Source organism: Acidithiobacillus sp. YTS05, assembly GCF_024396695.1.
Lineage (GTDB): Bacteria > Pseudomonadota > Gammaproteobacteria > Acidithiobacillales > Acidithiobacillaceae > Igneacidithiobacillus > Igneacidithiobacillus copahuensis.
Map to the genome: position 1 here is coordinate 948,503 of NZ_CP094359.1, position 24,258 is coordinate 972,760.

Annotated in this window: 23 protein-coding genes; 20 read left to right on the plus strand and 3 right to left on the minus strand. The window is 61.2% G+C overall.

Annotated elements, in window-relative coordinates; genetic code table 11:
* Nucleotides 1-29 precede the first annotated feature (29 nt).
* Nucleotides 30-374 (plus strand): FtsB family cell division protein, encoded by a 345-nt coding sequence (locus tag MQE22_RS04775; RefSeq protein ID WP_215871936.1) that lies wholly within the window; start codon nucleotides 30-32, stop codon nucleotides 372-374.
* Between the two features lie 77 nt (nucleotides 375-451).
* Here the strand turns inward: MQE22_RS04775 and efp are convergent, their stop codons facing one another.
* Nucleotides 452-1,012 carry an elongation factor P gene (gene efp / locus MQE22_RS04780; RefSeq protein ID WP_215871935.1) on the minus strand — a complete coding sequence of 187 codons (561 nt, stop codon included), beginning with the start codon at nucleotides 1,010-1,012 and terminating at the stop codon, nucleotides 452-454.
* A 77-nt stretch (nucleotides 1,013-1,089) separates the two neighbouring features.
* Here efp and MQE22_RS04785 point away from each other — a divergent pair, with 77 nt between their 5' ends.
* The 12 genes from MQE22_RS04785 to MQE22_RS04840 all read left to right on the plus strand — a co-directional run bounded on the left by MQE22_RS04785 (nucleotide 1,090) and on the right by MQE22_RS04840 (nucleotide 18,223).
* On the plus strand, nucleotides 1,090-1,398 hold the full coding sequence (locus MQE22_RS04785; RefSeq protein ID WP_215871934.1) for a gamma-butyrobetaine hydroxylase family protein: 309 nt from the start codon (nucleotides 1,090-1,092) through the stop codon (nucleotides 1,396-1,398).
* Nucleotides 1,379-3,256, plus strand: coding sequence for an excinuclease ABC subunit UvrC (uvrC, locus tag MQE22_RS04790; protein WP_255790179.1), 1,878 nt, complete (start codon nucleotides 1,379-1,381; stop codon nucleotides 3,254-3,256). The genes MQE22_RS04785 and uvrC overlap by 20 nt, the downstream gene beginning before the upstream one ends.
* Nucleotides 3,253-3,834: a CDP-diacylglycerol--glycerol-3-phosphate 3-phosphatidyltransferase gene (gene pgsA, locus MQE22_RS04795; RefSeq protein ID WP_215871932.1), complete on the plus strand. Its 582-nt coding sequence runs from the start codon at nucleotides 3,253-3,255 to the stop codon at nucleotides 3,832-3,834. Before uvrC ends, pgsA begins: the two co-directional genes overlap by 4 nt.
* Before the next feature lies 1 nt (nucleotide 3,835).
* Complete coding sequence (gene recC, locus MQE22_RS04800; protein WP_255790181.1) at nucleotides 3,836-7,234, plus strand: exodeoxyribonuclease V subunit gamma; 3,399 nt, start codon at nucleotides 3,836-3,838, stop codon at nucleotides 7,232-7,234.
* On the plus strand, nucleotides 7,231-10,809 hold the full coding sequence (gene recB, locus MQE22_RS04805) for an exodeoxyribonuclease V subunit beta (RefSeq protein ID WP_255790182.1): 3,579 nt from the start codon (nucleotides 7,231-7,233) through the stop codon (nucleotides 10,807-10,809). The genes recC and recB overlap by 4 nt, the downstream gene beginning before the upstream one ends.
* Complete coding sequence (recD, locus tag MQE22_RS04810; RefSeq protein WP_255790183.1) at nucleotides 10,806-12,758, plus strand: exodeoxyribonuclease V subunit alpha; 1,953 nt, start codon at nucleotides 10,806-10,808, stop codon at nucleotides 12,756-12,758. Before recB ends, recD begins: the two co-directional genes overlap by 4 nt.
* On the plus strand, nucleotides 12,751-13,209 hold the full coding sequence (locus MQE22_RS04815; RefSeq protein ID WP_255790184.1) for a DUF3429 domain-containing protein: 459 nt from the start codon (nucleotides 12,751-12,753) through the stop codon (nucleotides 13,207-13,209). The genes recD and MQE22_RS04815 overlap by 8 nt, the downstream gene beginning before the upstream one ends.
* Nucleotides 13,210-13,289: 80 nt before the next feature.
* Nucleotides 13,290-13,481 (plus strand): CopZ family metallochaperone, encoded by a 192-nt coding sequence (locus MQE22_RS04820; protein WP_480082326.1) that lies wholly within the window; start codon nucleotides 13,290-13,292, stop codon nucleotides 13,479-13,481.
* 301 nt (nucleotides 13,482-13,782) lie between these two features.
* Nucleotides 13,783-15,270 carry an OpgD/OpgG family glucan biosynthesis protein gene (locus MQE22_RS04825; RefSeq protein WP_255790186.1) on the plus strand — a complete coding sequence of 496 codons (1,488 nt, stop codon included), beginning with the start codon at nucleotides 13,783-13,785 and terminating at the stop codon, nucleotides 15,268-15,270.
* Between the two features lies 1 nt (nucleotide 15,271).
* Nucleotides 15,272-15,766 carry a hypothetical protein gene (locus tag MQE22_RS04830; RefSeq protein ID WP_255790187.1) on the plus strand — a complete coding sequence of 165 codons (495 nt, stop codon included), beginning with the start codon at nucleotides 15,272-15,274 and terminating at the stop codon, nucleotides 15,764-15,766.
* Nucleotides 15,763-17,808, plus strand: a complete 2,046-nt coding sequence (gene mdoH / locus MQE22_RS04835; protein WP_255790188.1) for a glucans biosynthesis glucosyltransferase MdoH — start codon at nucleotides 15,763-15,765, stop codon at nucleotides 17,806-17,808. Before MQE22_RS04830 ends, mdoH begins: the two co-directional genes overlap by 4 nt.
* Nucleotides 17,809-17,821: 13 nt before the next feature.
* Nucleotides 17,822-18,223, plus strand: coding sequence for a tetratricopeptide repeat protein (locus MQE22_RS04840; protein ID WP_255790189.1), 402 nt, complete (start codon nucleotides 17,822-17,824; stop codon nucleotides 18,221-18,223).
* Nucleotides 18,224-18,234: 11 nt separating this feature from the next.
* Here the strand turns inward: MQE22_RS04840 and MQE22_RS04845 are convergent, their stop codons facing one another.
* Nucleotides 18,235-19,290 (minus strand): complex I NDUFA9 subunit family protein, encoded by a 1,056-nt coding sequence (locus MQE22_RS04845; RefSeq protein WP_255790190.1) that lies wholly within the window; start codon nucleotides 19,288-19,290, stop codon nucleotides 18,235-18,237.
* 100 nt (nucleotides 19,291-19,390) lie between these two features.
* Here MQE22_RS04845 and MQE22_RS04850 point away from each other — a divergent pair, with 100 nt between their 5' ends.
* Complete coding sequence (locus tag MQE22_RS04850) at nucleotides 19,391-19,795, plus strand: DUF423 domain-containing protein (RefSeq protein ID WP_215871922.1); 405 nt, start codon at nucleotides 19,391-19,393, stop codon at nucleotides 19,793-19,795.
* On the opposite strand, the gene sohB is transcribed toward MQE22_RS04850, so the two are convergent.
* Complete coding sequence (gene sohB, locus MQE22_RS04855; protein WP_215871921.1) at nucleotides 19,787-20,767, minus strand: protease SohB; 981 nt, start codon at nucleotides 20,765-20,767, stop codon at nucleotides 19,787-19,789. The genes MQE22_RS04850 and sohB overlap by 9 nt on opposite strands.
* Nucleotides 20,768-20,841: 74 nt before the next feature.
* Here sohB and MQE22_RS04860 point away from each other — a divergent pair, with 74 nt between their 5' ends.
* Genes MQE22_RS04860 through gcvH form a run of 6 tightly spaced genes read left to right on the plus strand, consistent with a single transcriptional unit; the run spans nucleotide 20,842 to nucleotide 24,258 of the window.
* Nucleotides 20,842-21,081 (plus strand): MoaD/ThiS family protein, encoded by a 240-nt coding sequence (locus MQE22_RS04860; protein WP_215871920.1) that lies wholly within the window; start codon nucleotides 20,842-20,844, stop codon nucleotides 21,079-21,081.
* 1 nt (nucleotide 21,082) lies between these two features.
* The gene (locus MQE22_RS04865) at nucleotides 21,083-21,553 is read left to right on the plus strand and encodes a molybdenum cofactor biosynthesis protein MoaE (RefSeq protein ID WP_215871919.1); all 471 of its coding nucleotides are present in this window, start codon (nucleotides 21,083-21,085) and stop codon (nucleotides 21,551-21,553) included.
* Between the two features lie 2 nt (nucleotides 21,554-21,555).
* Nucleotides 21,556-22,041, plus strand: a complete 486-nt coding sequence (locus MQE22_RS04870) for a YajQ family cyclic di-GMP-binding protein (protein WP_215871918.1) — start codon at nucleotides 21,556-21,558, stop codon at nucleotides 22,039-22,041.
* A gap of 2 nt (nucleotides 22,042-22,043) precedes the next feature.
* A complete protein-coding gene (locus MQE22_RS04875; protein ID WP_215871917.1) occupies nucleotides 22,044-22,751 on the plus strand; it encodes a HugZ family pyridoxamine 5'-phosphate oxidase in 708 nt (235 codons plus the stop codon).
* Entirely contained in the window at nucleotides 22,748-23,878 is a 1,131-nt protein-coding gene (gene gcvT / locus MQE22_RS04880; protein WP_215871916.1) for a glycine cleavage system aminomethyltransferase GcvT, read from the plus strand. Before MQE22_RS04875 ends, gcvT begins: the two co-directional genes overlap by 4 nt.
* The gene (gcvH, locus tag MQE22_RS04885; RefSeq protein WP_215871915.1) at nucleotides 23,875-24,258 is read left to right on the plus strand and encodes a glycine cleavage system protein GcvH; all 384 of its coding nucleotides are present in this window, start codon (nucleotides 23,875-23,877) and stop codon (nucleotides 24,256-24,258) included. Before gcvT ends, gcvH begins: the two co-directional genes overlap by 4 nt.

The following is a 24,258-nucleotide window of genomic DNA, read 5'->3' on the forward strand; positions in this document are numbered from 1 at the left end:
CTCAGTAACTTTTTGTAGCAAAGGATGTCATGGCCGTCGTTTGGGATGCTTCTCTGGATTCGGCTCGCGCTGCGGTTTCCCGCATCGGCGGGCTAAGTCGTGTCGATTGGCTCCTGCTGGCGGTCCTGCTGGGCCTGCAGTATTTCCTGTGGTTCGGCGCCGGTAGTTGGTGGTCGGTAGCGCAACTGCATGCGCAGGTGGAACAGCGCCAGAGCGATGCACAGAGACTGGAAAAACGGAACGACAAGCTCGCCGCCGAAGTCCTCAGTCTGCAAAATGATTCTGGTGCGGTTGCCGGCCTCGCACGGCGGAACCTTGGCCTGGTGGGCAAGAACGAAGTCTTTGTCTGGGTGATTCCTGCCAAGGCGAACTAAGCCGCCTGCTGCAGCCGCAGTCGTGAAAGCAAAAAGCCCGCCATTGGCGGGCTTTTTGTTGTCGGACCCCGCCTCGTTCAGGCGCGATCGATATAGGTGCCGTCCACGGTATTGACGCGGATCTTTTCGCCATTGTTGACGAACTGCGGTACCTGCACGGTGATGCCGGTTTCCATGCGCGCTGGCTTGTAGGAGCCCGTGGCGGTCTGCCCCTTGATGGCGGGCTCGGCTTCAACCACTTCTAAAATGACGACGGGAGGCAGTTCGACGCCAATCGGCCGCTCATTGTGCAGGTTGACCTGAATCTCGGTGTTGGGCAACAGGTAGCCAGTCTGGCCTTCCAGCAGATCCTCGCTCAGGGTCATCTGCTCGAAGCTTTCGTTATCCATGAAAACATAGCCAGTACCATCGTTATAGAGGTACTGCATCTTGCGCGGTTCGACCACGGCCTTTTCCATCTTTTCTTCCGAGCGGAAGCGCTGGTTGGTCTTGGTGCCGGTCTCGATGTTTTTCATCTCCGCCTGCACAAAGGCGCCACCCTTGCCGGGCTTGACGAAGTCAGTCTTGAGTACGCGCCACAGGCCCTTCTCGTATTCGAGGATGTTGCCGGGGCGGATATCGAAAGCGGAGATTTTCATGTGCAGTCCTGTAAGGCATTCCCTTTGCTGGGCGCGGATTGTACCCTAGGGCCATTATTCTGACCAGCGAGGCCCTCATGTCAGCGCGTACCCAGCCCATCGAAATTCGTCCCCTCATGCTCAGCAAGGTGATGGAGATTGAGTGGGGCGACGGTCACACCAGTCGTCTGACCTTTGAACACCTACGTGTCGAGTGCCCCTGTGCCGAGTGTAAGGGGCATACGCCAGATCAGGCACAGGTCATTACCGGGAAAGAGGATGTCAATCTCGTGGATATCCAACCTGTCGGTAATTATGCCGTGCAGCTACACTTCAGTGATGGACATGGAACCGGCATCTACACTTGGGACTACTTGCGCCGTCTCGATGAAACCCAGTCCGACTGAGTCGGAAGAGGCCACGCTGCTGCGGGAGGCGGAGCAACCCTTCGTCCTCGCAGACTTTTTGCGCCAGCTGAGTGCGGGTCCCGGCATTTACCAAATGTTTTCCGGCGCTGGGCAGATCCTCTATGTGGGCAAGGCGCGTAACCTCAAGCGTCGGGTCAGTTCTTATTTCCACAAGAATCGCCACAGTCCCAAGACCCAGGCCATGCTCCAGCAGGTAGAGCGGGTGGAAGTCATTCACACCCATACCGAAACCGAGGCCCTGGTCCTCGAGGCGCAGCTCATCAAGCGTCACCATCCGCCCTATAACATCCTTCTGCGGGACGACAAGAGCTATCCGTACCTGCTGATCGAGACCCATACTGCGTTTCCGCGCATGGGTTTTCACCGCGGTGCGCAGCGGGCCAAAGGTCACTACTTTGGTCCCTATCCCGCGGTCAGCTCTCTACGCGAGAGCATGGTGTTGCTGCAGAAGGCCTTTCGCCTGCGTACCTGTGAGGACAGCGTTTTCAGCAACCGCAGCCGGGCCTGTCTGCACTATCAGATTCGCCGCTGCAGTGGCCCTTGCGTTGGGCATATCCGTCAGGAGGACTACGCGGCGGATGTCAGGGCCACATTGCAGTTTCTGCAGGGGCGCAGTGATGAGGTTTTGCAGGGCTTGCAGCAGCGCATGCAGACCGCCGCCGAAAATCTGGCCTTCGAAGAGGCAGCGCGCCTGCGGGATCAAGTCGCTGCGCTGTCGAAGATGCAGGAGCGGCAGTACGTCGCCCAGTCTGGCGGTGGGGATTTTGATGTGCTGGCCGCCGTCGAGGAAAATGGCCAGTGGTGCATCTATCTCAGCTTCTTGCGTCACGGCAGACAGCTCGGGGGGCGCTCGCTCTTCCCCAGGCATGCCGAAGGCGTGCGTGGGCCGGAAATGATGGCCGCCTTTCTCGGACAGTACTACGCCGATCGGGAAATCCCGGGCAATCTGCTGCTCAATCTGCTGCCGCGGGGCGCCGCCGCCTTGCAGGAGGCACTGAGCGAGCTCGCCGGGCGCAAGGTGCTCATCGATCAGCCGCAACGGGGCCCGCGCAAGCGCTGGATGCAGATGGCGGAAACCAACGCGCGCCTCGCCCTGCGCGCCCGGGCGCAGCAGGCTGGCCAGGGGCAGCGGCGCATGCAACTCCTGCAGGAGCTCTTTGCTCTGGAAGAACCCCCACAGCGTCTGGAATGTTTCGATATCAGCCATACCCGCGGCGAGGCGGCCACGGCCTCCTGCGTGGTCTTCGATGCCGATGGCGCTCGCAAGGACGCCTATCGCCGTTTCAACATCAAAGGGATCACCCCGGGAGATGACTATGCCGCCATGGAGCAGGCAGTCTTGCGCCGCTACGCGCGGCTGCAGGACGAAGGCCAAAGCCTGCCCGACATCGTCTTCATCGATGGCGGACCAGCACAATTGGCGCGCGCTGTGGCGGCGCTCGCCGAGCTGGGGATCGACAGTGTTCAGCTCTGTGGTGTGTCCAAGGGTACCAGTCGCCGCCCTGGTCTGGAGTCGCTGCATGCACCGCAATGGTCGGCGCCGCGGCAACTTGCCGCCGATGATCCCGCTCTCCTGGTCATTCAGGAGATTCGTGATGAGGCACATCGTTTTGCCATTACCGGCCACCGCGCACGGCGGGCGAAGGCACGCCAGGAGTCGGAGCTCGATGTGATCGACGGTATTGGGCCCAAACGGCGTAGCGCCTTGTTGCGGCGTTTTGGCGGATTGCGGGGTATTCGTGATGCGGGGGTCGATGACCTGCAGCGGGTAGAAGGGATTCGCCGCGAACTTGCTGAAAGGATCTATGACCATTTCCATCCGGGGGCCCGGCCATGATGGCGCGTTTGCCCAATTTTCTGACGATGCTGCGGGTGTTGCTCATCCCGGTCTTCGTCCTGCTGTTTTTCCTGGGGGGCACGGAGCGCAGTTACGGAGCGACCGCCATTTTTGCTTTTGCCGCCCTCACCGACTGGGCGGACGGCTACCTCGCGCGTCGTTATAACGGCGTTTCGCCCTTTGGCACCTTCCTCGATCCGGTGGCCGACAAGCTCATGGTCGCCACTGCCCTGATCCTGATTTGCGCCAGTGGCGAGATGCCGGCGATCCTTGCGGGCATCCTCACCAGCATCATTGTGGGCCGGGAGATCACCATCTCGGCGTTGCGCGAGTGGATGGCGGAGCTCGGTGAGCGCAAGAAGGTTTCCGTATCCTGGCTGGGAAAGGTCAAGGCGACTTTGCAAATGCTAGCCATCGTATTCCTGTTGTATGCGGGGCCGGTGGCCTGGGGGATTGCCGCCCGCGACATAGGCATAGCCCTGCTCCTGCTCGCGGCGGCGATGACCTTGTGGAGTATGATCGAATATCTGCGTGCCGCCTGGCCGAGCCTGATGGGTAAACGGGTCGCTGACTCATAACATGGCAGCGCCTCAGCTCACCCTCGTCCATAGTCAGCGCGCGGAGGATCTGCGTGACTTGTTGGTGCAATGGTGTAGCCAGCATCCCCTGTCGCCCCTCAGCCGCGAGACGATCCTGGTGCAAAGTAATGGGGTGGCGGAGTGGCTGAAGTTGGGCTTTGCCGCCGAGGGGATTGCCGCGGGTCTGGATTTCCTGTTGCCAGCGCAGTTTCTGTGGCGAGCCTACCGCGCCGTGCTGGGACGCGATGCAGTTCCAGACGCTTCGCCGTTCGACAAGGAGCGGCTGCGTTGGCGACTTTTTCGCCTGTTGGCAGAGCTGCACGATCCCGTGTATGCACCGCTGCATCGCTATTTGCAGAGGGATCCGGAAGGGCGAAGGCGCTTTCAGTTGGCCGAACGGGTGGCGGATCTCTACGATCAGTACCAGGTCTATCGCGCCGACTGGCTGGTGGCCTGGGAGGCTGGCCGCGACAGCTTGCCCGGTCCTGATGGTCGGGCGCGTCCTCTGCCTGCTCAGCAGCGCTGGCAGGCGCAACTCTGGCGCGCTCTGCTCGCCGATCTGCAGGCAGCTGCAAGCCCCGGAGAATCGCGCGGCCAGATTCACCAACGATTCGTCCATCGTTTGGCGGAGTCAGAAACCTGGCCGGAATTGCCGCAGCGTCTTGTCGTCTTCGGCATCTCTTCCCTGCCACAGCAGACCCTCTTTGCCCTGGCCGCACTGGCGGAGCATTTGCCGGTACTGATCTTGGTGCTTGATCCGTGTTCCTATTATTGGGGGGACATCGTTACCGGGCATGATCTGCTGCGCCGAGAAGCGCGCGGCCGCAAGCGTGCGCGCCAGGTGGCGGACGCCAACGCCGCGATCGAACATGGACATCCGCTCCTGGCTGCCTGGGGCAAGACCGGTCGAGACTATCTTGCCGCCTTGGAAATGACCGCCAGCGAGCTGCAGTTGCAGGTGATGGACGAACGTATCGAACTGTTCCGGCCCGGCGCAACGCGCACCCTCCTGCAGCAGTTGCAGGATGACATCCTTTTCCTGCGCCCGGCATCGGAAAGTCGCAAGCTGTGGCCGCCCATCGATCTCACCCACGACGATTCCCTGCGTTTTCATGTGGCACATGGTCCCTTACGAGAACTCGAGGTCCTGCAGGATCAGATTCTCGAAGCCCTGCGCCTGGACGCCAGCCTGCGTCCCCGTGACATCCTGATCATGGTACCGGAGCTGGATACCTATGCGGCGCGCATCGATGCGGTCTTTGGCCGCTATCTGGGCTCGGACCCGCGGCATTTGCCCTACCACATTGTCGATGCCCCAGCCGTACAGCAAAACTCGCTCCTCCACGCCTTGGACCTGCTGCTTGGGTTGCCGCAGTCGCGACTGCCCGCCAGCATGCTCTGGGACCTGCTCGAGGTCGCCGCCCTGCGTCGGCGCTTTGGCATCGACGTCGAAGATGTTCCCCTCCTGCGCTCCTGGCTGCAGACCGCCGGTGCCCGTTGGGGGCTGGACGATATCCAGCGGCAAAATCTGGGCCTGGGGCGGGAAGGGCAGGGAGCGCACACCTGGTGGTTTGCGCTCCAGCGTCTCCTGCTTGGCTATGCTGTGGCCCATGGCGAGGCCTGCGCTGAGCTGGAACCCAGTTATCTGCCGGTGGATGCGGCAGCGCGTCTCGCTCCTTTCATCGAGTTGTTGGCAAGCATTTCCCAGTGGCAGACGCGCCTGCAGACCCCCGCCACGCCGAAAATCTGGCAGGGCAAACTGGAGGAACTGCTGGCCGTTTTTTTTGCAGCACAAGGAGAGGAAGAGCAAGAACTGTTGCTGGCGCAAGGGGCTCTGCAGGCATGGGTCGAAGACTGCGCGGGAGCGGACCTTACGGTGCCGCTCTCCCTTGAAATTGTTGGCGAGGCCTGGCGTGCCGCCATCGCTGTCAAGGCAACGCGCGGCTCCGCCTTCTTTTCCGGTGGTCTCACCTTTGCCACCCTGATGCCCATGCGTGCCATCCCTTTCCGCCGGATCTACCTGCTGGGGATGAACGAGAAAGACTACCCGCGGCGGCAAATACCGGCGGCATTCGACCTCTTGCGTGGTGATTATCGCCCGGGCGACCGCTCGCGGCGGGAAGATGATCGCTATCTCTTTCTCGAAGCCTTGCTGTCCGCCCGCGACGCACTGCAGATCTTCTGGTCGGGACGCAGCCCGCGCGACGATAGCGAGGAGCCGCCCTCCGTTCTGGTGGCGCAGCTGCGTGACCACCTGGCACGGGTCTGGCGGGCGGAACAAAGTGGTGAGGAGTTGCATGGCAAAGACCTGCTGGCGGCACTGACGACCAGCTATCCCCTGCAGGCCTTCAGTCAGCAGTATCTCGGCGAAAATACCTCGTACTTCACCTTTGCGCGGGAATGGTGGGAGTCTGACTCCGTGCCAGCGCCAGAAACGGTCTTACCGGTCGCGGAACGGCGCTATCTGACCCTACGCGAACTGCAGGAGTTGGGAAAAAGACCCGCGCGGTATTTCTTGCAGCAGGGGCTGGGTGTCCGTCTGCGCGACAGCGATGAACAAATCGCCGAGGACTGTGAGCCCTTCGCCCTGGATTCCCTGCAGCAATGGCAAATCCGCAGCGAGCTGATCGCGGCGGTGCAGCAGGAGGAAGTGGATGCCGGTGGCGCCATGGCGGTCCTCCAGCGCCAGTTGTTGCGCCAGTCGCGGCGTGGTGACCTGCCTGCCGGAGCCGTTGGCCGCTTGCTTGGTGAAGAATTGGCACACGACCTGGAACAGTCTCTGCAGCGCTATCTCGCACTTGCGGCACAGTATGCAGACGCGCTTCCACCCCAGGGTCTGTGCCTGCAGCACGCCGGTACGGAGCTGGTAGGAGAGATTGGCGGTCTGCGTCGCAGTGCCGAAGGTGCGCATGCCCTGCTGCGTTGGTCGGCCAGCAAGATCGGCAGGGGCAAGAATATCGAATGGGCAAAAGTCTGGCCGCACTGGATCGAGCATTTAGCGTTGCATACCGATGGCTGGGCCGTCAGCACCCATCTCCTGGCCAGGGACAATAGCGATATTCTTCTTGCGCCGATGGAGCCCGCCTGGGCGCGCGCGCATCTCGCGGAGCTCGTCGAGCTCGCGCTGGAGGCGCGGCGGCGACCGCTGCCCTTGCTGCTGCCCCTGCTGGCCGCAGCTTGGCAAGGGGACGCGGAGGGGCCGATCGATCTCCAATTCGTTCGCCGGCAACATGCAGATCTCGTGCAAAAGGACGAAGAGGTGCGACGGGTCTGGCCCCAGCCGCCGCTGGCAGACGACGCCGCGGAACTGACAGAGCTTTGCCGGCGGTTTCTCCGGCCTCTGCAAGATGCCGTGGAACGTGGCGCGGAGCTACGCAAGCAGGGAGACGGCAAGGCGTGAGCGGCGGCGACCTCCTCGATCCTCTCTCCTTTCCGTTGCATGCTGGACGACGCCTGATCGAGGCCAGCGCCGGCACCGGCAAGACCTACACCATTGCCGCCCTCTACCTGCGCCTGGTGCTGGGCCATGCTTGTGCCCGTCCCTTCCTGCCGGAAGAGATTCTGGTGATGACTTTCACCAATGCCGCCACCCTCGAATTACGCGCCCGCATTCGCCGCCGCCTGCACGAGGCCGCAGGATTCTTTGCCGGGCAGAGCGACAACGCCGACGCATTCCTGCAGGCGCTGCGCGAGAGTTATCCGCGAGAAGCCTGGCCGAGCCTGGCCCGCCTTCTCGATGGCGCCGCGGAAGGGATGGACCAGGCTGCCATTTACACCATCCATGCCTGGGCACAACGGGTCCTGCAAGAATACGCCTTTGCCATGGGCAATGATTTTGCGCTGCAGGTGTTGACCGACGCTCAGACGCGACATGGCGAACTGCTGCAGGATTATCTGCGTCTGTTTCTGCATCCCTTGCCCTACCCCGAGATGCAGGAACTACGACGTTGCGGGAAGGAGCTCCTCGATCCCGAGAAACTCCTTGGCGTGCTGCAGGAATACCTCGATAAAAGCGAAGGGTTTGTCCCCGGAGAGGAACCCGCGGCCCTGCTGCATCGCCTTTGGGAAAATGCCACAAGCGAGTTGGCATCCTTGCGCGAGCGCTTGGCGGAGCAACTGGACCCCCTGGAGGATTGGCTGGACGAGTTGAGTGCCAGCAAGCAGGTTGACGGAAAGAAGTTCCAGTCCCGGTATTATCGCAACTGGCTCGCTATTCTACGATCTTGGACGGCAGAGCAGGATCTGGCTGCTCCCTCTCTGACGAATTCGGCGTGGCAGCGCCTGAGTCTGGCGGGGATGCAGGAAGCCGCTCGCGACAACGCGCAGCTTTGCCATCCGGCGCTGCTGCTGATCGAAGAGCTGCACAGCTATCTCCATACCCTGCAAGAGCAGCGCGAAAAGACCCGGGCGGCGCTGCTTACCCATGCCTTGGGGTGGCTGGATGAGCGCAAGCAGCAATTACAGGAGCAGGGGCAGATCGACTTTCAGGGGATCCTGCGGCAGTTACGCAATGCGCTGCAAGGGGAGGCCGGAAAGCTTCTCGCCGAGCATCTGGCCAAGCAATATCCTTGGGCCCTGGTAGACGAATTTCAGGACACCGATCCCTACCAATATGCCATTCTGGATGCCATTTACGGCAGCGCGGAAGCAGAGGGCGGGCTCCTGCTCATTGGTGATCCCAAGCAGTCCATCTACCGCTTTCGCGGTGGAGATCTGCACACCTATCTGCGCGCTCAGCAGGACTGCGGCGCGGAAATTTATCGTCTCGGCCGCAATTATCGCTCCAGCGAGCAGCTGGTGACGGCCCTGAATACCTTCTTTCTGACCCTGGAAGCGCGCCACCCGCAGGGCGTATTCGGTCTGCGTCAGGGAGAGGAAAATCCGGTCCCCTATCTGCCCGTAGAGGCCGCCGGGCTGCAGGAGGAGTTTTTTTGGATCGAAGAAGAGACTCTCGCTCTGCAATTTGCCGTTCTGGCGGAGGACGCGGCAGGGAACAAGGGCGAATATACCGATTGTATGGCCGCTGCCTGTGCCGAACGGATTGTCGCCCTGTTGTTGGCCGGGCGCAGCGGGCAGGCGGGGTTTCGTTCCTTGTCAGGCGCGCGGGCGTTGGAGCCCGCTGATCTTGCCGTGCTCGTCAATAGTCGCACGGAGGCAGACGTGCTGCGTGCGGCTTTGCGCCAGCGCGGGGTAGCCAGCGTCTATCTCTCTGAGCAACAGTCGGTATACGAAAGTCCGGAAGCCACAGATCTGGAACGATTGCTTACGGCTTGTCTGGCATACGACGATGAGCAGGCAGTGGGCACCGCTCTGGCTACCTCGCTCCTCGGTCTCGATTGGTCAGAACTTGCTGCCTTGCAGCACGATGATCGCCTGCGCGAAGAGCGCCTGCTGCAATTTCGGCATTATGCCGAGATCTGGCGGGAGCGCGGAGTGCTCCCCATGCTGCTGCGGCTCTCTCAGGATTTTTCCTTGCCGGCGCGGCTCTTGCGCGGAGCCACGGCGGATGGAGAGCGGCGTTTGACCAATTTCCTGCACCTCGCCGAGCTCTTGCAGCATGCCGCGCAAGAATTGCAGGGCGAGCACGCCGTGCTCCGGTTTCTGGCGGAGCAGCGCCAGAGGCAGGCAGGCCGCGATGAAGAAACGCTGCTAAGGCTGGAAAGCGATGCAGATCTGGTGCGGGTGATCACCATCCACAAGTCCAAGGGGCTGCAGTATCCCATCGTTTTTTTACCCTTCCTGCTCAACGCCTGGAGCAATTCCGGCAAATGCCTGCAGATCAGCGAAGAACAGGGGCAGCGCATCTTGCGACCGGCAGATGCTGCAGAACAGGAACGCGCCGAGCGGGAGCGACTGCAGGAGGATATTCGCAAACTCTATGTAGCCCTGACGCGTGCCCAATTTGCCGTCTGGGTGGGGATTGGCCGCTGCGCCGACCACCAACCATCGGCCCTGGCGCATCTGCTTCTGTATGGGGCAGAGGACGGGAAAGGCTCGCCCGAGCAAGTAGCGGAACTCTTCGCCAATGTCCCAGAGATTGGCATATCCCCGATTGCTCTGCAGGATGCCCCTGCCATCCTGTCGCCGCCGCTTGTGCAGGCGCCCGCCTTGCGCCCGCGTATTGCCAGAGCGCAGGAAAACGACTGGTGGATTGCCAGCTATTCGGCCTTGCAGCGTGGCCATCATCAGCCCCTGGAACGGCTTGCCGAGTTATGGGAAGAGGAGCAGATGGAGGAATCGATAGAGCCGTCCACGCATCTGCTTTTCCTGCCGGGAGCCGCGACGGGTATCCTGCTGCATGATCTTCTGCGCTGGATGGCGGAGCAGGGCTTCGCTGCCATTTCCCGGAGTCCGCAGATTCTGCACGAGGAGATCCTGCGTCGTGGCCAGGGGCAATCCTGGTCCCGGCACGCCGCCGAACTGCAGGACTGGTTATTGCAAACTCTTGCCCTGCCGCTCGCCCTGGCAGAAGGGGAAACGGTGCGTTTGCAGGATCTGCAGGAGTACCAGGCAGAGATGGAGTTCTGGCTGCCAGTGCAGAACATCGAGAGCCAGCAGATCGACCGCATCGTCAATGCCCATCTCCTTCCCGATGTGCCGCGTCCGGCCCTGGACAGCCGCCGCCTTGGGGGGATGTTCAAGGGGTTCATCGATCTCGTCTTTTTCTGGAAAGATCGCTATTACCTTATTGATTATAAGTCAAATTTTCTGGGTCTGGGGCCTGCTGCCTATCATCAGCAGGCGCTGCGCGATGCCCTGCTCGCGCAACGCTATGATCTGCAGCTGGGGCTCTATCTGGTTGCCTTGCGGCGCCTGCTGCGCAGCCGGGGATGGGAGGATGAGCCGGCAGGGGCTCTGGCACTCTTTTTGCGTGGAATAGCGGAGGGAGGAAGTGCGAGTATCTTGCTGCAGCCGGAGCCGGGATTTTATCCCGCCCTGGAGCCGATTTTCCGGGCAAGCGAGGTTAGACCATGAAAATCCCTGCGCTGGACTGCGGGAAGCGGGAGCGTGATGCACTACGCCGCCTCCTCTGCGAGGCGGTTGAGCAAGCTTGCCTGCGCCCCTGGGATGCACAATTCGCCCTGTTTTTGCGCAGCCTGGATCCCTCCGCGCCGCCTGCGCTGCTGCTGGCGGCCGCCCGGTGCAGTTACGAGGCAGCGCAGGGTCAGGTACATCTCGATCTCCTTGCCGACGCCCCTGGCGAAAATCCCTTTCTCCAGAACTGGTGGCCGCGCTTCGCCGAGTGGCAGGCCTGGTTGCACCAAGCCCCGTTGCTGGTGGCGACGGGGGAGGGAACGACGCCCCTGGTCCTGAGCGACGGAAGGCTGTACTTGCGACGTTTCTGGCAGGACGAGCAGCGCATCGTCGAAGGTGTCCGCGCCCGACTCGCAGCCCTGCCACTGCCACCAGCGGATTTGGTTGCCGCCCAGCTAGATCGGCTATTCCCATCGCGTTCGCTACAGCCAGACTGGCAGCGCATCGCCTGTGCCTTGATGTTGCGGCATCGACTGGGGGTCATCAGCGGCAGCCCGGGTACCGGAAAAACCACGACAGTGCTGCGTCTTCTGTTGCTGCTGCAGGGACTTGCCCTGCAAGGTGCCTTGCCGCAGTCCCAGGGACCGCTGCGTATTCGTCTGGCGGCACCCACCGGCAAGGCCGCCGCGCGCCTCAGTCAAAGCCTGGTCCAATCCCTGGACGGCGAGGCGCAGGATCTGGCGCCGCCGGAAGTCATCGCCGCGATCCCGCGGGCGGTGGAAACCGTCCATCGTCTCCTGGGTCTGCGCGCCGATGGCCGAGTCCGTTATCATCGCGGTCAACCGCTCGCCGTCGATCTGCTGGTCATCGATGAGACGTCGATGCTCAGCCAGGAATTGATGGCGCGGATTCTTGATGCCCTGCCGCCATCGTCCCGCCTGATCCTGCTGGGGGACAGGGATCAGCTCGCTTCGGTGGAGGCCGGGGCAGTCCTCGCGGAGCTCTGCGCCAACGCGGAATGGGCGCGTTATGGCGAGGACACACGGCGCTGGATTACCGCTACCTGTGCCTGTGACTTGCCCGTGCCGGAGAAGGCGGGTAGTGCCCGCGAGCAATCCGTAGCCTTGCTGCGTCACAGCTATCGCTTCGCGTCCCATAGTGGCATTGGCCGGCTGGCCGAACAGATTCGCTGCGGGCAGGACACGCAGATTGCCGCTTTGCTGGACGAGCCGGAATCCGATCTCCGCCTCTTCCTGCCCACGAACCCGCAGGAATTCGATGCCCTTCTCTTGCATGGATGGGGGGAAGAGCAGGTAGATGCGCGCGGTTACCTGCATTTTTTTCGCCAGCTGCAGACTGGATTGCGTCGGCGTTTGCCGCCCGAAGAACTCGCGCGGCAATGTCTGCGGGCATTTTCCGAGTTTCAGCTGCTTTGTGCCCGGCGCGATGGCCCCTGGGGGGTCGGCGCCATGAATCGGCAGGTGACCCAGCTCCTGCAGCGCCAGGGTGTTGTGCCAAGTCATAGAGAGTGGTTCGCCGGTCGGCCGGTAATCATCACGCGCAATGTGTATGGTCTACAATTGATGAACGGCGAGATTGGTATCACCCTGCCCCTCAAGTTGGCGGATGGTCAAACGCAAATGCAGGTCGCCTTTGCTGGCGCCAACGCTGAGATTCGCTGGTTTTCACCCCTGCGCCTGCGCGACGTGGAAACGGTTTTTGCCTTGACGGTACACAAATCCCAGGGCTCCGAATATCGTCATTGTGCCTTCCTGGCGGCAGCGGAAGACCGGGATTTTCTCCATCGGGAATTATTGTATACCGCAGTTACGCGGGCGCGCTCACGCTTGAGCCTTGCTCTGGTGGGTGGCCAGGAACTCCTGCGCGAGATGATCGCGCATCCCCTGCTTCGCAGGCAACAAATGTTTAGTGGAGAAGCACATGAATGAGCAAAAAAGCAGTATGCGCCTGGCCCAGATCCTCGGTGGGACGGGATTGATCCCCCTCATTGTCGCCGATATTGCCGCAGTGCAGGGATACGGCATCATTGCCGTAAGTCTTGGAAATATCTACGCCGCTATCATCCTCAGCTTTCTCGGTGCCATACACTGGGGCCTTGCCCTGGATCGAACGCAAAACCCCGATGAGGCCGGGCCCTTGCTCCTTTGGAGTGTTATTCCGGCGCTTTGGGGCTTTTTCGCATTGTGGTGGACGCCTCTACTGGCGACGCTGTTGCTGATGCTGGGCTTTGTCGCCCAGTGGTTGGCTGATTACCGCTTGCAGCGCCGCGCTATCTCCTGGCCCACCTGGTTCTTTCCGCTGCGTAGCGCCCTGACTCTGGGAATCCTGATCCTGTTGGGGATTCTGGCTGGCGAGATCTACTCTCTTGCGGGACAATGAAAGAGTTGACTTTGTAGCAAGGTATAATGAGTACTCTATCCAAACCAAGTTTCTTTACATGGAGGTGAAAAGTGGCAGAAATGCAGTTGAAGATTACCGGAATGACCTGTGAGCATTGTGTGCGTGCGGCGACCCAGGCGCTGCAATCGGTGCCCGGAGTGGAACAGGTGGAAGTGAGTCTGCCGGATTCGGCGACGGTGCGGGGAGAAGTCGCGCTTGCCGACCTGCAGGCGGCTCTGGCAGAAGAAGGCTATGAGGCAACGTTACGGTAAAGGCTGCGGATTCCTGTCGCTGAAAGGCGACAGGTGATTGGGTCGTAATCTGAACATAACTCATTGATTTATTGTCTTGGAATCCTGTAGTTCGCTGATGTTCTAAAATTCCGCGATCATCTGCGGAGAAATTCACGATTTTTGATGCTGCTGCAGGGATCTTGTCGGGATGCGGCGACGGTTCCTTCGGTGCACTGCAAAAGAATGGCCTAAAAACAAGAAGATACAGTTTGGCACGCCCTTTGCTTTTGTTCTGCCCATGAATCATTTCTCCTGCTTTCTAGTTTCGCGCCAGGTGCTCATGGGTCTGGCGCTTATTGTCTCTGGCACTGCGTTTGCGCAAGCCAGCGACTTCGGCTTTGCCCAAGTCGAAGCGCGGGCGCGCAGTCTCGCGCATGAGGCCTATGATGCGACGCCGCCAAAGTTGCCGGCATTTCTGAAAGATCTCGACCCTGCGCAGTACGCGCAGATCCAGGACATCCATCCCTATTGGTCGGATAGCGACAGTCCGTTCCAGGTGCAGTTCTACGTGCCTGGATCCTATTTCCCGCGCCCAGAAAAGATCTCCGTGGTAGCCGATGGCAGCATAAGTCCGATTCCTTTCCAGTTGCAGGATTTCAGCTTTGGGAACCTGCATCCGCAAGATCTGCCCAGTGATCTGGGCTACGCCGGATTCCGTCTGCTCTATCCGCTGAATACCCCACCCAATTACAACGAATTCATCTCCTTTCTTGGTGCCACCTATTTTCGTGCGGTCGGGAAAGACGCCATCTATGGTACCTCAGCGCGCGGCATTGGCATTGACACCGCGCAGCCCTCGGGAGAAATCTTCCCCTATTTCCGCCATATCTGGCTGGAGAAGCCCGCTCCCGGAGCGACGCAAATGACGGTATACGCCCTGATGGACAGTTCGGTGGTTACGGGTGCGTACCGTTTCGTGATCCATCCGGGAACCGACTGCGTAGTGGACGTCGAGGCGACCATCTACCTGCGCAAGCCGGTGCAGGTTTTGGAATTGGCACCTCTCACCAGCATGTTCTGGCATGGCCACGGACGCGGAGTTCGTGCCGGCGACTGGCACCCTGCGCAGCACGACTCCAGCGAGCTGGTCATGGCCAACGGCAACGGCGAATGGATCAGCCGCCCTCTCGATAACCCGCTGCAGATTCAGACTACCAGTTATGACATGCAGCAACCCCAGGGCTTCGGCCTCCTTCAGCAGCCGCGCGACTTTGCTGCGTACCAGGGCATCGATACCCAGTATCAGCGGCGCCCGAGTGTCTGGGTGAGCCCCGTGGGGGATTGGGGCAAAGGTCAGGTGCGTCTGGTGGAGTTGCCCACCAACAATCCAGATATGGACAATATCGACGTTTTCTGGGTGCCGGCGACCCAACCACAACCCGGCACTGCCTACCATTACGCCTATCAGTTGCGCTTTTTCAACAGCCAGCATGGCCTGATTCCGTTGGCGCACCCTACGGCTACCTACCTCGGCTATGACGTGAAAGAGCCGGAGTGGCAGCATGTGGTCATCGATTTTTCTGGTGGTGCGCTCACCCGTCTTCCGGGGAGCATGCCAGTGCAGGCACATTTCAGTGCTGCTGACGGTGCCCAGGTCCGCGCCCAGAAGCTTGAGTATTCCAGCAATGGTCACTTCTGGCGCCTGCTCGCCGACGTCAAGACAGCGGGCCAGACGCCGAGCAATTTGCGTGCGTATTTAACTCTCGACGGTCAGGTGATGACCGACACCTGGACCTTTCTCTTACAACCCGCCAAAGGAGGTCACTGACATGTATGTTGATCACTGGCAATCAGGTTCCGCTGCGGATCTTCCTTTGCCTCAGGCAACAGATCCGATGACCGCCGAAGACGTCGTTCTTTTGTCACGTATGGAGACCTATTTGTCGCGCTTGCCTTTCGACGATGCGCAACGCTTGTGGCTCCAAGCCGAACTCGCCCTGCAGTTGCGGCAGTTGACCGTGGACGATCCGGCGGTACGTAGCGCGCGTGCCTTTGCCGCCTTGCAGAATCGTATCGCCACCTTGCATCGCGGCGACGAATGGGAAGCGCGTCTAGCGCTGAGCCTGCGTCCGGTGTTGCCAGCGGAAATCGAGCAGCCCAGCCGTTGGCTGCGTGGGCATCAGATGCAGCCGCAACGCAGCAAAATGGCTTCTGTACCGATGCAGCGCTCTGTCTCTGCTTTTCTGCAGCGCCAGACACAGTCTCTACGCGAATTCTGGAATCGCAGTCGCCGTTTGGTGCCGTTTTTCGGAAATGTGCGATGAACCGCCATCCGACACGTGCCTGGGAGGCCCTGAGTCAGAGCAGAAGGCGCTGGTTGACGGCCCTGATCGCGATTCCGGCAGTGGCGTTGGGAGTGCTGTTGCAACATGAGCTGGCACTCTCGCAGCCTCTGTGGCTGGAGATTTTGACCATTGCCATCTTTGTGCTGCTCTTCGCATGGATCTCGGCAGGGTTCTGGACCGCCCTGGTCGGCTTCTTCGTTCTGCTGCAGGGGCGTACGCGCAGCATCGCCCACGATCCCGAGGAGCTGCGTCGTTCCCCGCGCCCAGATGCACGGGTAGCTGTCATCATGCCGATCTACAACGAAGATCCGACGCGCACGATCGCTGGTCTGCAGGCCTGCTATCGTTCTGTGCAGCGAACCGGCAAGCTCGAGCATTTTTCCTTTTTCCTGCTCAGTGACAGCCGTGATCCCCAGTCCTGGGTCAACGAGGAGTTGGCCTGGGCGAGTCTCTGCGAAGAGCTCAACGCCTTCGGCCGCATTCATTACCGGCGCCGGCCGGTCAACAACCACGCCAAGAGTGGCAATGTCGCTGATTTTTGTCGGCGCTGGGGTAAGCAATACGAATATATGGTCGTGCTCGACGCCGACAGCGTGATGGCCGGCGATACCCTTTACAGGATGCTGGAGATCATGGAGGGGAACCCGCAGGTGGGTATCCTGCAGACCCAGCCCGTCTCGGTCAACCGATCGACTCTCTATGCCCGCATCCAGCAGTTTTCCCAACGGCTCTATGGTCCGCTGTTCAGTGCGGGACTGCGTTTCTGGCAGCTCGGCGACGGTCACTTCATTGGTCACAACGCCATGATCCGGGTGGCACCGTTTACGCGACATTGTGCCTTGCCCATTCTTCCCGGTCGTGCACCCCTCGGTGGCCAGTTGCTCAGCCACGATTTTGTCGAGGCGGCCCTGATGGCACGCGCGGGATGGGAAGTCTGGTTTCTGCCGGAGCTGGGCGGCAGTTGGGAGGAGTCCCCGCCCACGTTGATCGACGATCTGAAGCGTGATCGCCGCTGGGCGCAGGGCAATATGCAGCATCTACGCCTGCTGGCCGCGAATCGCCTGCGCTCGGCCCATCGCTTCCTCTTCATCAATGGCGCCATGTCCTTTCTGGCAGCACCATTATGGGGCATTTTTCTCATACTGGGGGCGATTTCCGGTCTGATTTACTGGGCCCACGGAGGCTCCAGCGACTCCATGAGCCTGTTTCACTACGGTATGGATAATCCGTTGCCAGTCTGGCTTTTTGCCGTCACCCTGACTTTTCTGCTGGGTCCCAAGCTGCTCGCGGTGCTCTGGTTGCATTGGTCACGCCAGGCAAAGTATTTCGGTGGAACCGGCGCTATGCTGCTGGGCGTGATCCTCGAAAGTATCTTTGCCATCGTTCTGGCTCCGGTGCGCATGGTCTTCCACAGTATCTTCGTCGTACAGACCCTGACCGGACGGGGAGTGAAGTGGGGCGCGCAGGTGCGTGGTGACCAGGAAACCCCTTGGCGGGTCGCCGTGCGTCAATTCGGCGCACTCAGTTTGATTGGCGTCTCTTTTCTGTTTGCTGCCCAGCCGTTTCTGGGATTCTGGCACTTTGCCTGGCTGTTGCCGATTTTTCTGGGGCTGGCCCTCTCGGTGCCGCTCGCGGTCTTCACCAGCCGCAGCTCCTGGGGCTTGTGGGCGCGACGTCGCCGCTTGTTTCTGATTCCCGAGGAGATCCAGGCACCGCGAGAATTGCGTGAACTCGGCTCGGAGTATGTGGATTTTCTGCCGCAGGTGGAGGGTGATGCCTTCATCGCCACGGTTGTGGATCCGCGTTTCAACGCCGTCCATGCCGCCTTGCAGCGAGACCGTGCCGGACTTTGGGGAATCACCGCTGCATTGTGCAACAAGGCGCTCACCCTAGGCCCCGCAGAGCTGAGTCGGCGGGAACGTAATATCCTGCTCAGTGACCGGCAAGCGATGTTGACCCTGCACCGCGCTGTTTGGTCGCAGCACGAACCGGAAAAACTGGCGGCCTGGGGATTGCTCTAGTATCTTTACTGCCATGGCAGATAACCATGTTGATTTGATGGCAATGGCGGGTTTGCGCGACGAGCTGGAGGCGTTGCGCAAAATGGCGCAGGAGGGTGACCCCGTTGCCCAGTTCAACATGGGCGTGCGGTATGCCAATGGCCAAGGAGTTCCCCAGGATCTTCTCGAGGCGGCGCGCTGGTATGGTGCCGCCGCCGATCAAGGGGATGCCCCGGCACAGTTCAACCTGGGTTTACTTTTTTATCAGGGCCAGGGCGTCGAACGCAGCCTGGAGTATGCCTATGAGCTGTTCCGTCTGGCAGCCGTGCAGGGCGATGCCCGTGCCCGTGCGGGCCTGGATGCGGTACTGCTGGAACTGGACGCGGTAACCCGCGAGCGCCTGCTGCGCGGGTTACCCCTGCCCAGCACCCACTGAGCAGGCAACTGTCAGGCGCTCTTGCCCTGCCCGGGGCGCCGTTGCCGGGCGGCGGAAAATTGGGCCGCGCGTCCCCCGCCAATGTACTCCGGTACCACGCTCTCCAATGCCGTTGCTTCGATGCCAAAGGCATGTAGCAGGTCGTTGTGCTGACAGACGTTATCCACGGACAGGGAGAGGAGATTGTCGCGGGTGATGATCTTGCCCGGCAATTTTTCGAAGATGCTGGCCTGCAGCGTGGCGAGCAGATCACACAGGGGAACGATGGCCTGGTGTTTGCCAATGAGGCTTTGGGTGTAGCGCAGGATCTCCGCCAGGGTGTAGACCTTCGGACCACAGAGATCAAAAGATTTGCCAAAGGTTTTTGGGTCATCGATGGCCTGGACGAAGGCGCTGACCACATCCTCGACCCAGACCGGCTGCAGTTTTGCCTTGGCTTTGGCGAGGGGGATGAACAATGGAACGGAGCGCAGCAGCTTGGCAAACTGATTGAAAAAGCTGTCTCCGTCGCCAAAGATCACCGAAGGCCGGAAACTGGTAACGTGCAGTCCGCGCCCCCAGACCAGTTTCGGGCCGTTGAGGTAGGTGAAATGCCCCAGCGCGGCGCTGTTTTCCCCGGCCTGACGCACGATCTCCTCGCCGATCCCTTTCGAGCGCAAGTAGGCGCTCGGCCCCACGGGATTGGCGCCCAGCGCGCTCATGTGCAAGAGCCTTTGCACGCCCAGGCGGGCGCAGGTGTTGGCGAGCAGCCGCGGTAGCTCGATATGGTTTTTTTCAAAGTCACCATGGCGCTCCGGGGGCAGATCGTTGCGTCCCGGCCGGCGCTCATGGAGTATGCCCACCAGGTTGATGGCGACGTCGCGATCCTGCAGCTGGCGCTCGAGTTCCACCGGCTCGTGCACATTCGCTTGCACCAACTCCAGCCCGGGCAAGACCAGAAGATCTTCGCGGTGACGCTCGCGATTGCGGGTCAGTACGCGAACTTGATGCCCCTGTTGGCACAGTCGCTCGGCCAGGTGCCGACCGACGAAGCCAGAGCCGCCCAGAATGACGATACGATGAGGCATGGATGACGCTCCTCTACGGTTGATCTATGCCGTTAGAATAGCATGGGTCGCTGAGCGCGGTATTATTGCGCCTGTTTATGCGCGGATTAGGAGACATCGAATGCAGCAAAAGGAGCGGAAACAAAAGTATGGCGCAAGGTGGGCGGCCCTTGGAGCAGTGCTCTGTTCTCTCGCAGTGGTTCTGGCGGCGGCGGGCGACCATTTGGTGGCGGGCGATGTCAGCCAGCACGCTTTACGGATTTATGACATTGCCAATCGCTTCCAGCTTTTCCAGGGGATTGGCCTGATCCTGTTGGGCCTGTCCATAGCGCAATGGGGACCGCGAGCGAGCTGGACCTGGGCAGGAATCCTGCTCCTGTTTGGAGTATTGTTCTTCAGTGGTGGCCTCTATCTGGTCTCCCTGGTTGGTCAGAGCTGGGCCTTTCTGGCCCCTATCGGCGGCATGGCAATGATTCTGTCCTGGCTGGTTTTTGCCTTTGCCCTCTGGCGCAGCCGCTCAGGGTAGGGGCGGCGTCCAGATGCCGTCCCAGATCTGCTGCGCCTTCAGACCCAGCCGTTGCGCCAGACTGGGGCGCGCCGCAAAACCGAGGAGCAGCACTTTCTGCGTTTCCGCTGCGCGCTGGATCCAGGCATCGCTGGTGACCAGCTCATCGACCAGCCCCAGTTCCAGCGCCCGTTCCCCCAGCCAGGCCTCGCCGGTGGCAACTTTCTCCAGGTCGAGTTGCGGGCGATAGCGACCGATGAGTTCCCGAAACTGCTCGTGAATCTCGCCGAGTTCCTCGCGTAGCTTTTCCCGACCTTCCTCGGTGTTCTCACCAAAGAGGGTGATGGTGCGTTTGTACTTGCCGGCGGTGAACTGCTCAAAATCGACGTTGTGTTCCTTGAGCCAGCGATGAAAATTGGGCACCTGCGCGATGACGCCAATCGAGCCGACCAGAGCAAAAGGGCTGGCAATGATGCGCTGGGCAACGACGGCCATCATGTAGCCGCCACTGGCAGCGACGGTGTCGACCAGTATATTCAGCTCCAGTCCGGCCTCGCGCAGGCGCAGCAGTTGCGCGGCCGCCAGACCATAGGTATTCACCATTCCACCACCGCTTTCCAGACGCACGCAAACGCGATCACCCTCCTGTCGGGCGGCGAGGATCACGTCAATCTCCTGACGCAGGTTCTCCACCGCCGAGGCGCGGAGATCGCCCTTGAAATCGAGCACATAGAGGCAGCCTTGCGTCTCTTGCTTGGCACGCTCCTGGCGGGCCTTTTTGCGTCGCTTGAGGACGGCCTTGGCCTCTTTTTTGGGCAGGCGCTGGCGGAGGAGTTGGCTAGCCCGCTCCTCGTAGCGTTGCCCGAGATCGGTGATCTGCAGGGTGGCGCCCTTGTCGCGCTTGCGCCCGAAGGGCGACCAGGAAAGGAAGAGGAGGCTCGCCACGACGACGGTGGCGCTTTCCGCGAGAAAAAGAAGATAGGCAAGGAGCATGCGAGGGTCCGTCTTGCAAGGCCAAGGGCCAACGTCTACCATCATCAGATGGATTGCAAAGGGTGCTCGCCGAGATGATTTCCGTCAAGTTTTTTGCCAGCGTGCGCGAGCGCTTGGGGCAGGCCAGCATCGATCTGGAACTGCAGGCTGGCAGCACCGTCGCTGAGGTTCTGGCGCAGGTGGAAGGCATTGCCGGCGTATCTCTGGCCGGACAGCATCTGCTCGCGGCCCGCAATCAGGTGCATGTGCCTTTCACCGAGTCGGTGGCGGATGGCGATGAAATCGCCTTCTTCCCTCCGGTTACCGGGGGCTGAGATGACGGTACGGGTGCAGCAGGAGGCCTTCGATCTGGGCGCTGAGCTGGAAGCTCATGCCCAGCCGACGGCGGGCGCGGTGGTGAGCTTTCTGGGTACCGTCCGCGACTACAGCGATGCCGCCGACATCCTGGCGATGGAAATCGAACATTATCCCGGCATGACCGAGCGCGAACTGGAGCGGGTGGCGCAGGAGGCGCAGCGGCGCTATGACATCCTCGACAGTCTCATCATCCATCGCTATGGGCGTCTGACGCCGCAGGACCCCATCGTTCTGGTCGCCGTCTGGTCCCTGCACCGTGCCGCCGCCTTTGATGCCTGTCGCTATCTCATCGACGTGCTCAAGACCTCGGCGCCCTTCTGGAAAAAGGAGATTACCCCGGCCGGCGCGCGCTGGGTCACTGACTGCCCCGGTTGTCGGGCAGGGACGCAGCACGGCCATGTCCATCCCGATGTCTTAGAGGAGTGTTGATCTTGCCCAGTTTTGATGTGGTTTCCGAAATCGATCTGCAGGAAGTGGACAATGCCTTGCACACCACCAGCAAGGAAATCGGCAATCGCTACGACTTCAAGGGCAGCAAGGCGAGCATCGAGCGCAAGGAGCAGGAGCTGATCCTGCTGGCAGAAGACGAATACAAGCTGGGGCAGATGCTCGATCTGCTCTCCCAGCGTCTGGTCAAGCGTGGGGTCGACCTCAAGGCCCTGGAAATCGGCAAGGTGAGCGATGCTGCTGGCGGTATGCAGCGTCAGGTCTGTACCCTGAAGGCGGGCATCAATGCCGAACTGGGCAAGAAAATGGGGAAGCTGCTGAAGGATGGCCGCTACAAGGTGCAGGCCAGCATGCAGGGCGATCAGCTGCGGGTCAGCGGCAAGAGCCGCGATGACCTGCAGGCCGCCATTGCCGCATTGCGCGCCGAAGATTTTGGGATTCCTCTGCAATTCAACAACTTTCGCGATTGAAGATGGACGCCGGCAGCCAGTCGTTACGGAATTTTCTGCGCAGTCACTACCAAGGCGCCATTGCCGTCCTGGCGCCGGATGGCAGTCCGTATACGGCAGTGGTGCACTACGCCTGCGATCACTACGGTAGCCCGCATTTCCTGTTTTCCAACCTGGCGGTGCATCAGCAATATCTGCATAAAGATCCGCGTGCCTCCTTCCTGGTTTGGGAGCCCGGCGATGATCTCATGGAGCTGCCGCGGATGGCGGTGCAGGGAGAGATTCATCGCGTGCATCCTGATCCCGCTCTGGAAGGGCGCCTGCTCTGTCTGTTACCGGGTGCGGATGGCTATCGGGACATGCCGGATTTTCATTTTTACCGTCTCGATATCCAGCGTATTCGCTGGATTGCCGGTTTCGGCAGCATGGGTTGGCAAGAGGAGGATATCCGTCTTGCCGACGACCTGCGCGAGCTGGAGTTGGCGGAGGCCGGTGCGGTGGCACACATGAATACCGATCACCGCGAAAATCTGCGCGACTATTGGCGCCACTTCGGCGGCGCAGAAGCGGCAGAGCCCGTGCGTCTGCTGGCCCTCGATGCCGAGGGCGGAGACCTGCAGGCGGGCAGCCAACGCCTGCGTCTGTCTTTCCCGCAAAGGGCTCAGGGGCCGCAGGACTGGCGTCGGCTGCTCGTGGAAATGGCACAGCAGGCGCGCGGGAGGCAGCCATGAGTGAAACCCTGCAGCGCACGGCGCTGCATTCCTGGCATCTGGCGCATGGGGCGCGGATGTCTCCCTTTGCCGGTTGGGAGATGCCGCTGCACTATGGCTCGCAGTTGCGCGAGCACGAGGCCGTGCGGCAGGCCGCGGGGCTCTTCGATGTCTCGCACATGCGTCCTCTCGACCTGCAGGGACCGGCCGCTCGCTCTCTGCTTCGTCGCGCCCTGGCCAACGACGTCGCGCGTCTCGACGCCGAGCCCGGTCGTGCCCTCTACACCTGCATGTTGCAGGAAGATGGCGGCATCCTGGATGATCTGATCGTCTATTTTCTGGGGGAGGACCGCTATCGCATCGTTCTCAATGCCGCCGGGGCGCGCGCCGATGCCTCCTATCTGCAGGGTTTGGCCGAAGAGGAGGGCGGCGGCGTCGAGTTTCTGCCCCGCGACGACTGGGGCATCCTTGCCTGTCAGGGACCCAAGGCTATTGCCTGGGCTGCAGAGGCATTGGCCTTGCCCGAGCTTGCGCCGCTGAAGCCTTTCCGTTCCGTCGCGCCGCGGGCCGATCTCTTCCTCGCTCGTACCGGCTATACGGGCGAGGATGGCATCGAGATTCTCGCTCCCCACGGGCACCTGGCAGCAATTGCCGATGCCTTGCTGGCGCGGGGGGTAGTACCTTCCGGTTTGGCGGCACGCGACAGTCTGCGTCTGGAGGCCGGCTTGAACCTCTATGGTCAAGACATGACGACGGCCGATAGCCCGGATCGCAGCCATCTCGGCTGGACGGTGGACCTGCGCGATCCCAAAAGAGACTTCATCGGCCGCTCGGCTATCGAATCCGAGCGCAGACAAGGACCCGCACAACGTCTCTGGGGCCTGCTCTTGCCGCGCGACGCCATTCCACGCCACGGCTACGAGCTGCTGAGCGCCGCCGGCGAAACCATTGGTACGGTCACCAGCGGCTCCTTCGCCCCCAGTCTGGGCTTGGGCATTGCCCTCGCGCGACTACGGGCCGATGTCGGCCCAGACAGCGCAGTATTTTTGCAGGTGCGGCAGCGCCAGGTGCCGGCCCGCATCGTCGAACCCCCCTTCTGGCGTCATGGCCAGGCCGTTTATCCCGCAGAGGAGAGTCTACCGCAATGAGTCAGGTTCCCGCGCAGCTTCGCTACAGTCCCACCCACGAATGGGTCGCCCAACTCACCCCGGGACGGTATCGCGTCGGCATCACCGATCATGCCCAGGAGCTCTTGGGCGATGTCGTCTTTGTGGAATTGCCGCAGACGGGGCAGGCGGTGCAGGCCGAAGCCGCCTGTGGGGTGATCGAATCGGTCAAGGCCGCCTCTGATCTGTACAGTCCCCTGTCTGGCGAGGTGGTGGCCAGCAATGCGGAGCTGACAGATAACCCCCAATGGTTGAATGAAGACCCCTATGACAAAGGCTGGATCTTTGAGATTCAGGCTGACGAAAAGGACTTTGCGCAGCTCCTCGACGTCGCGGCGTATCAGAACAGCATCGGCGAATAA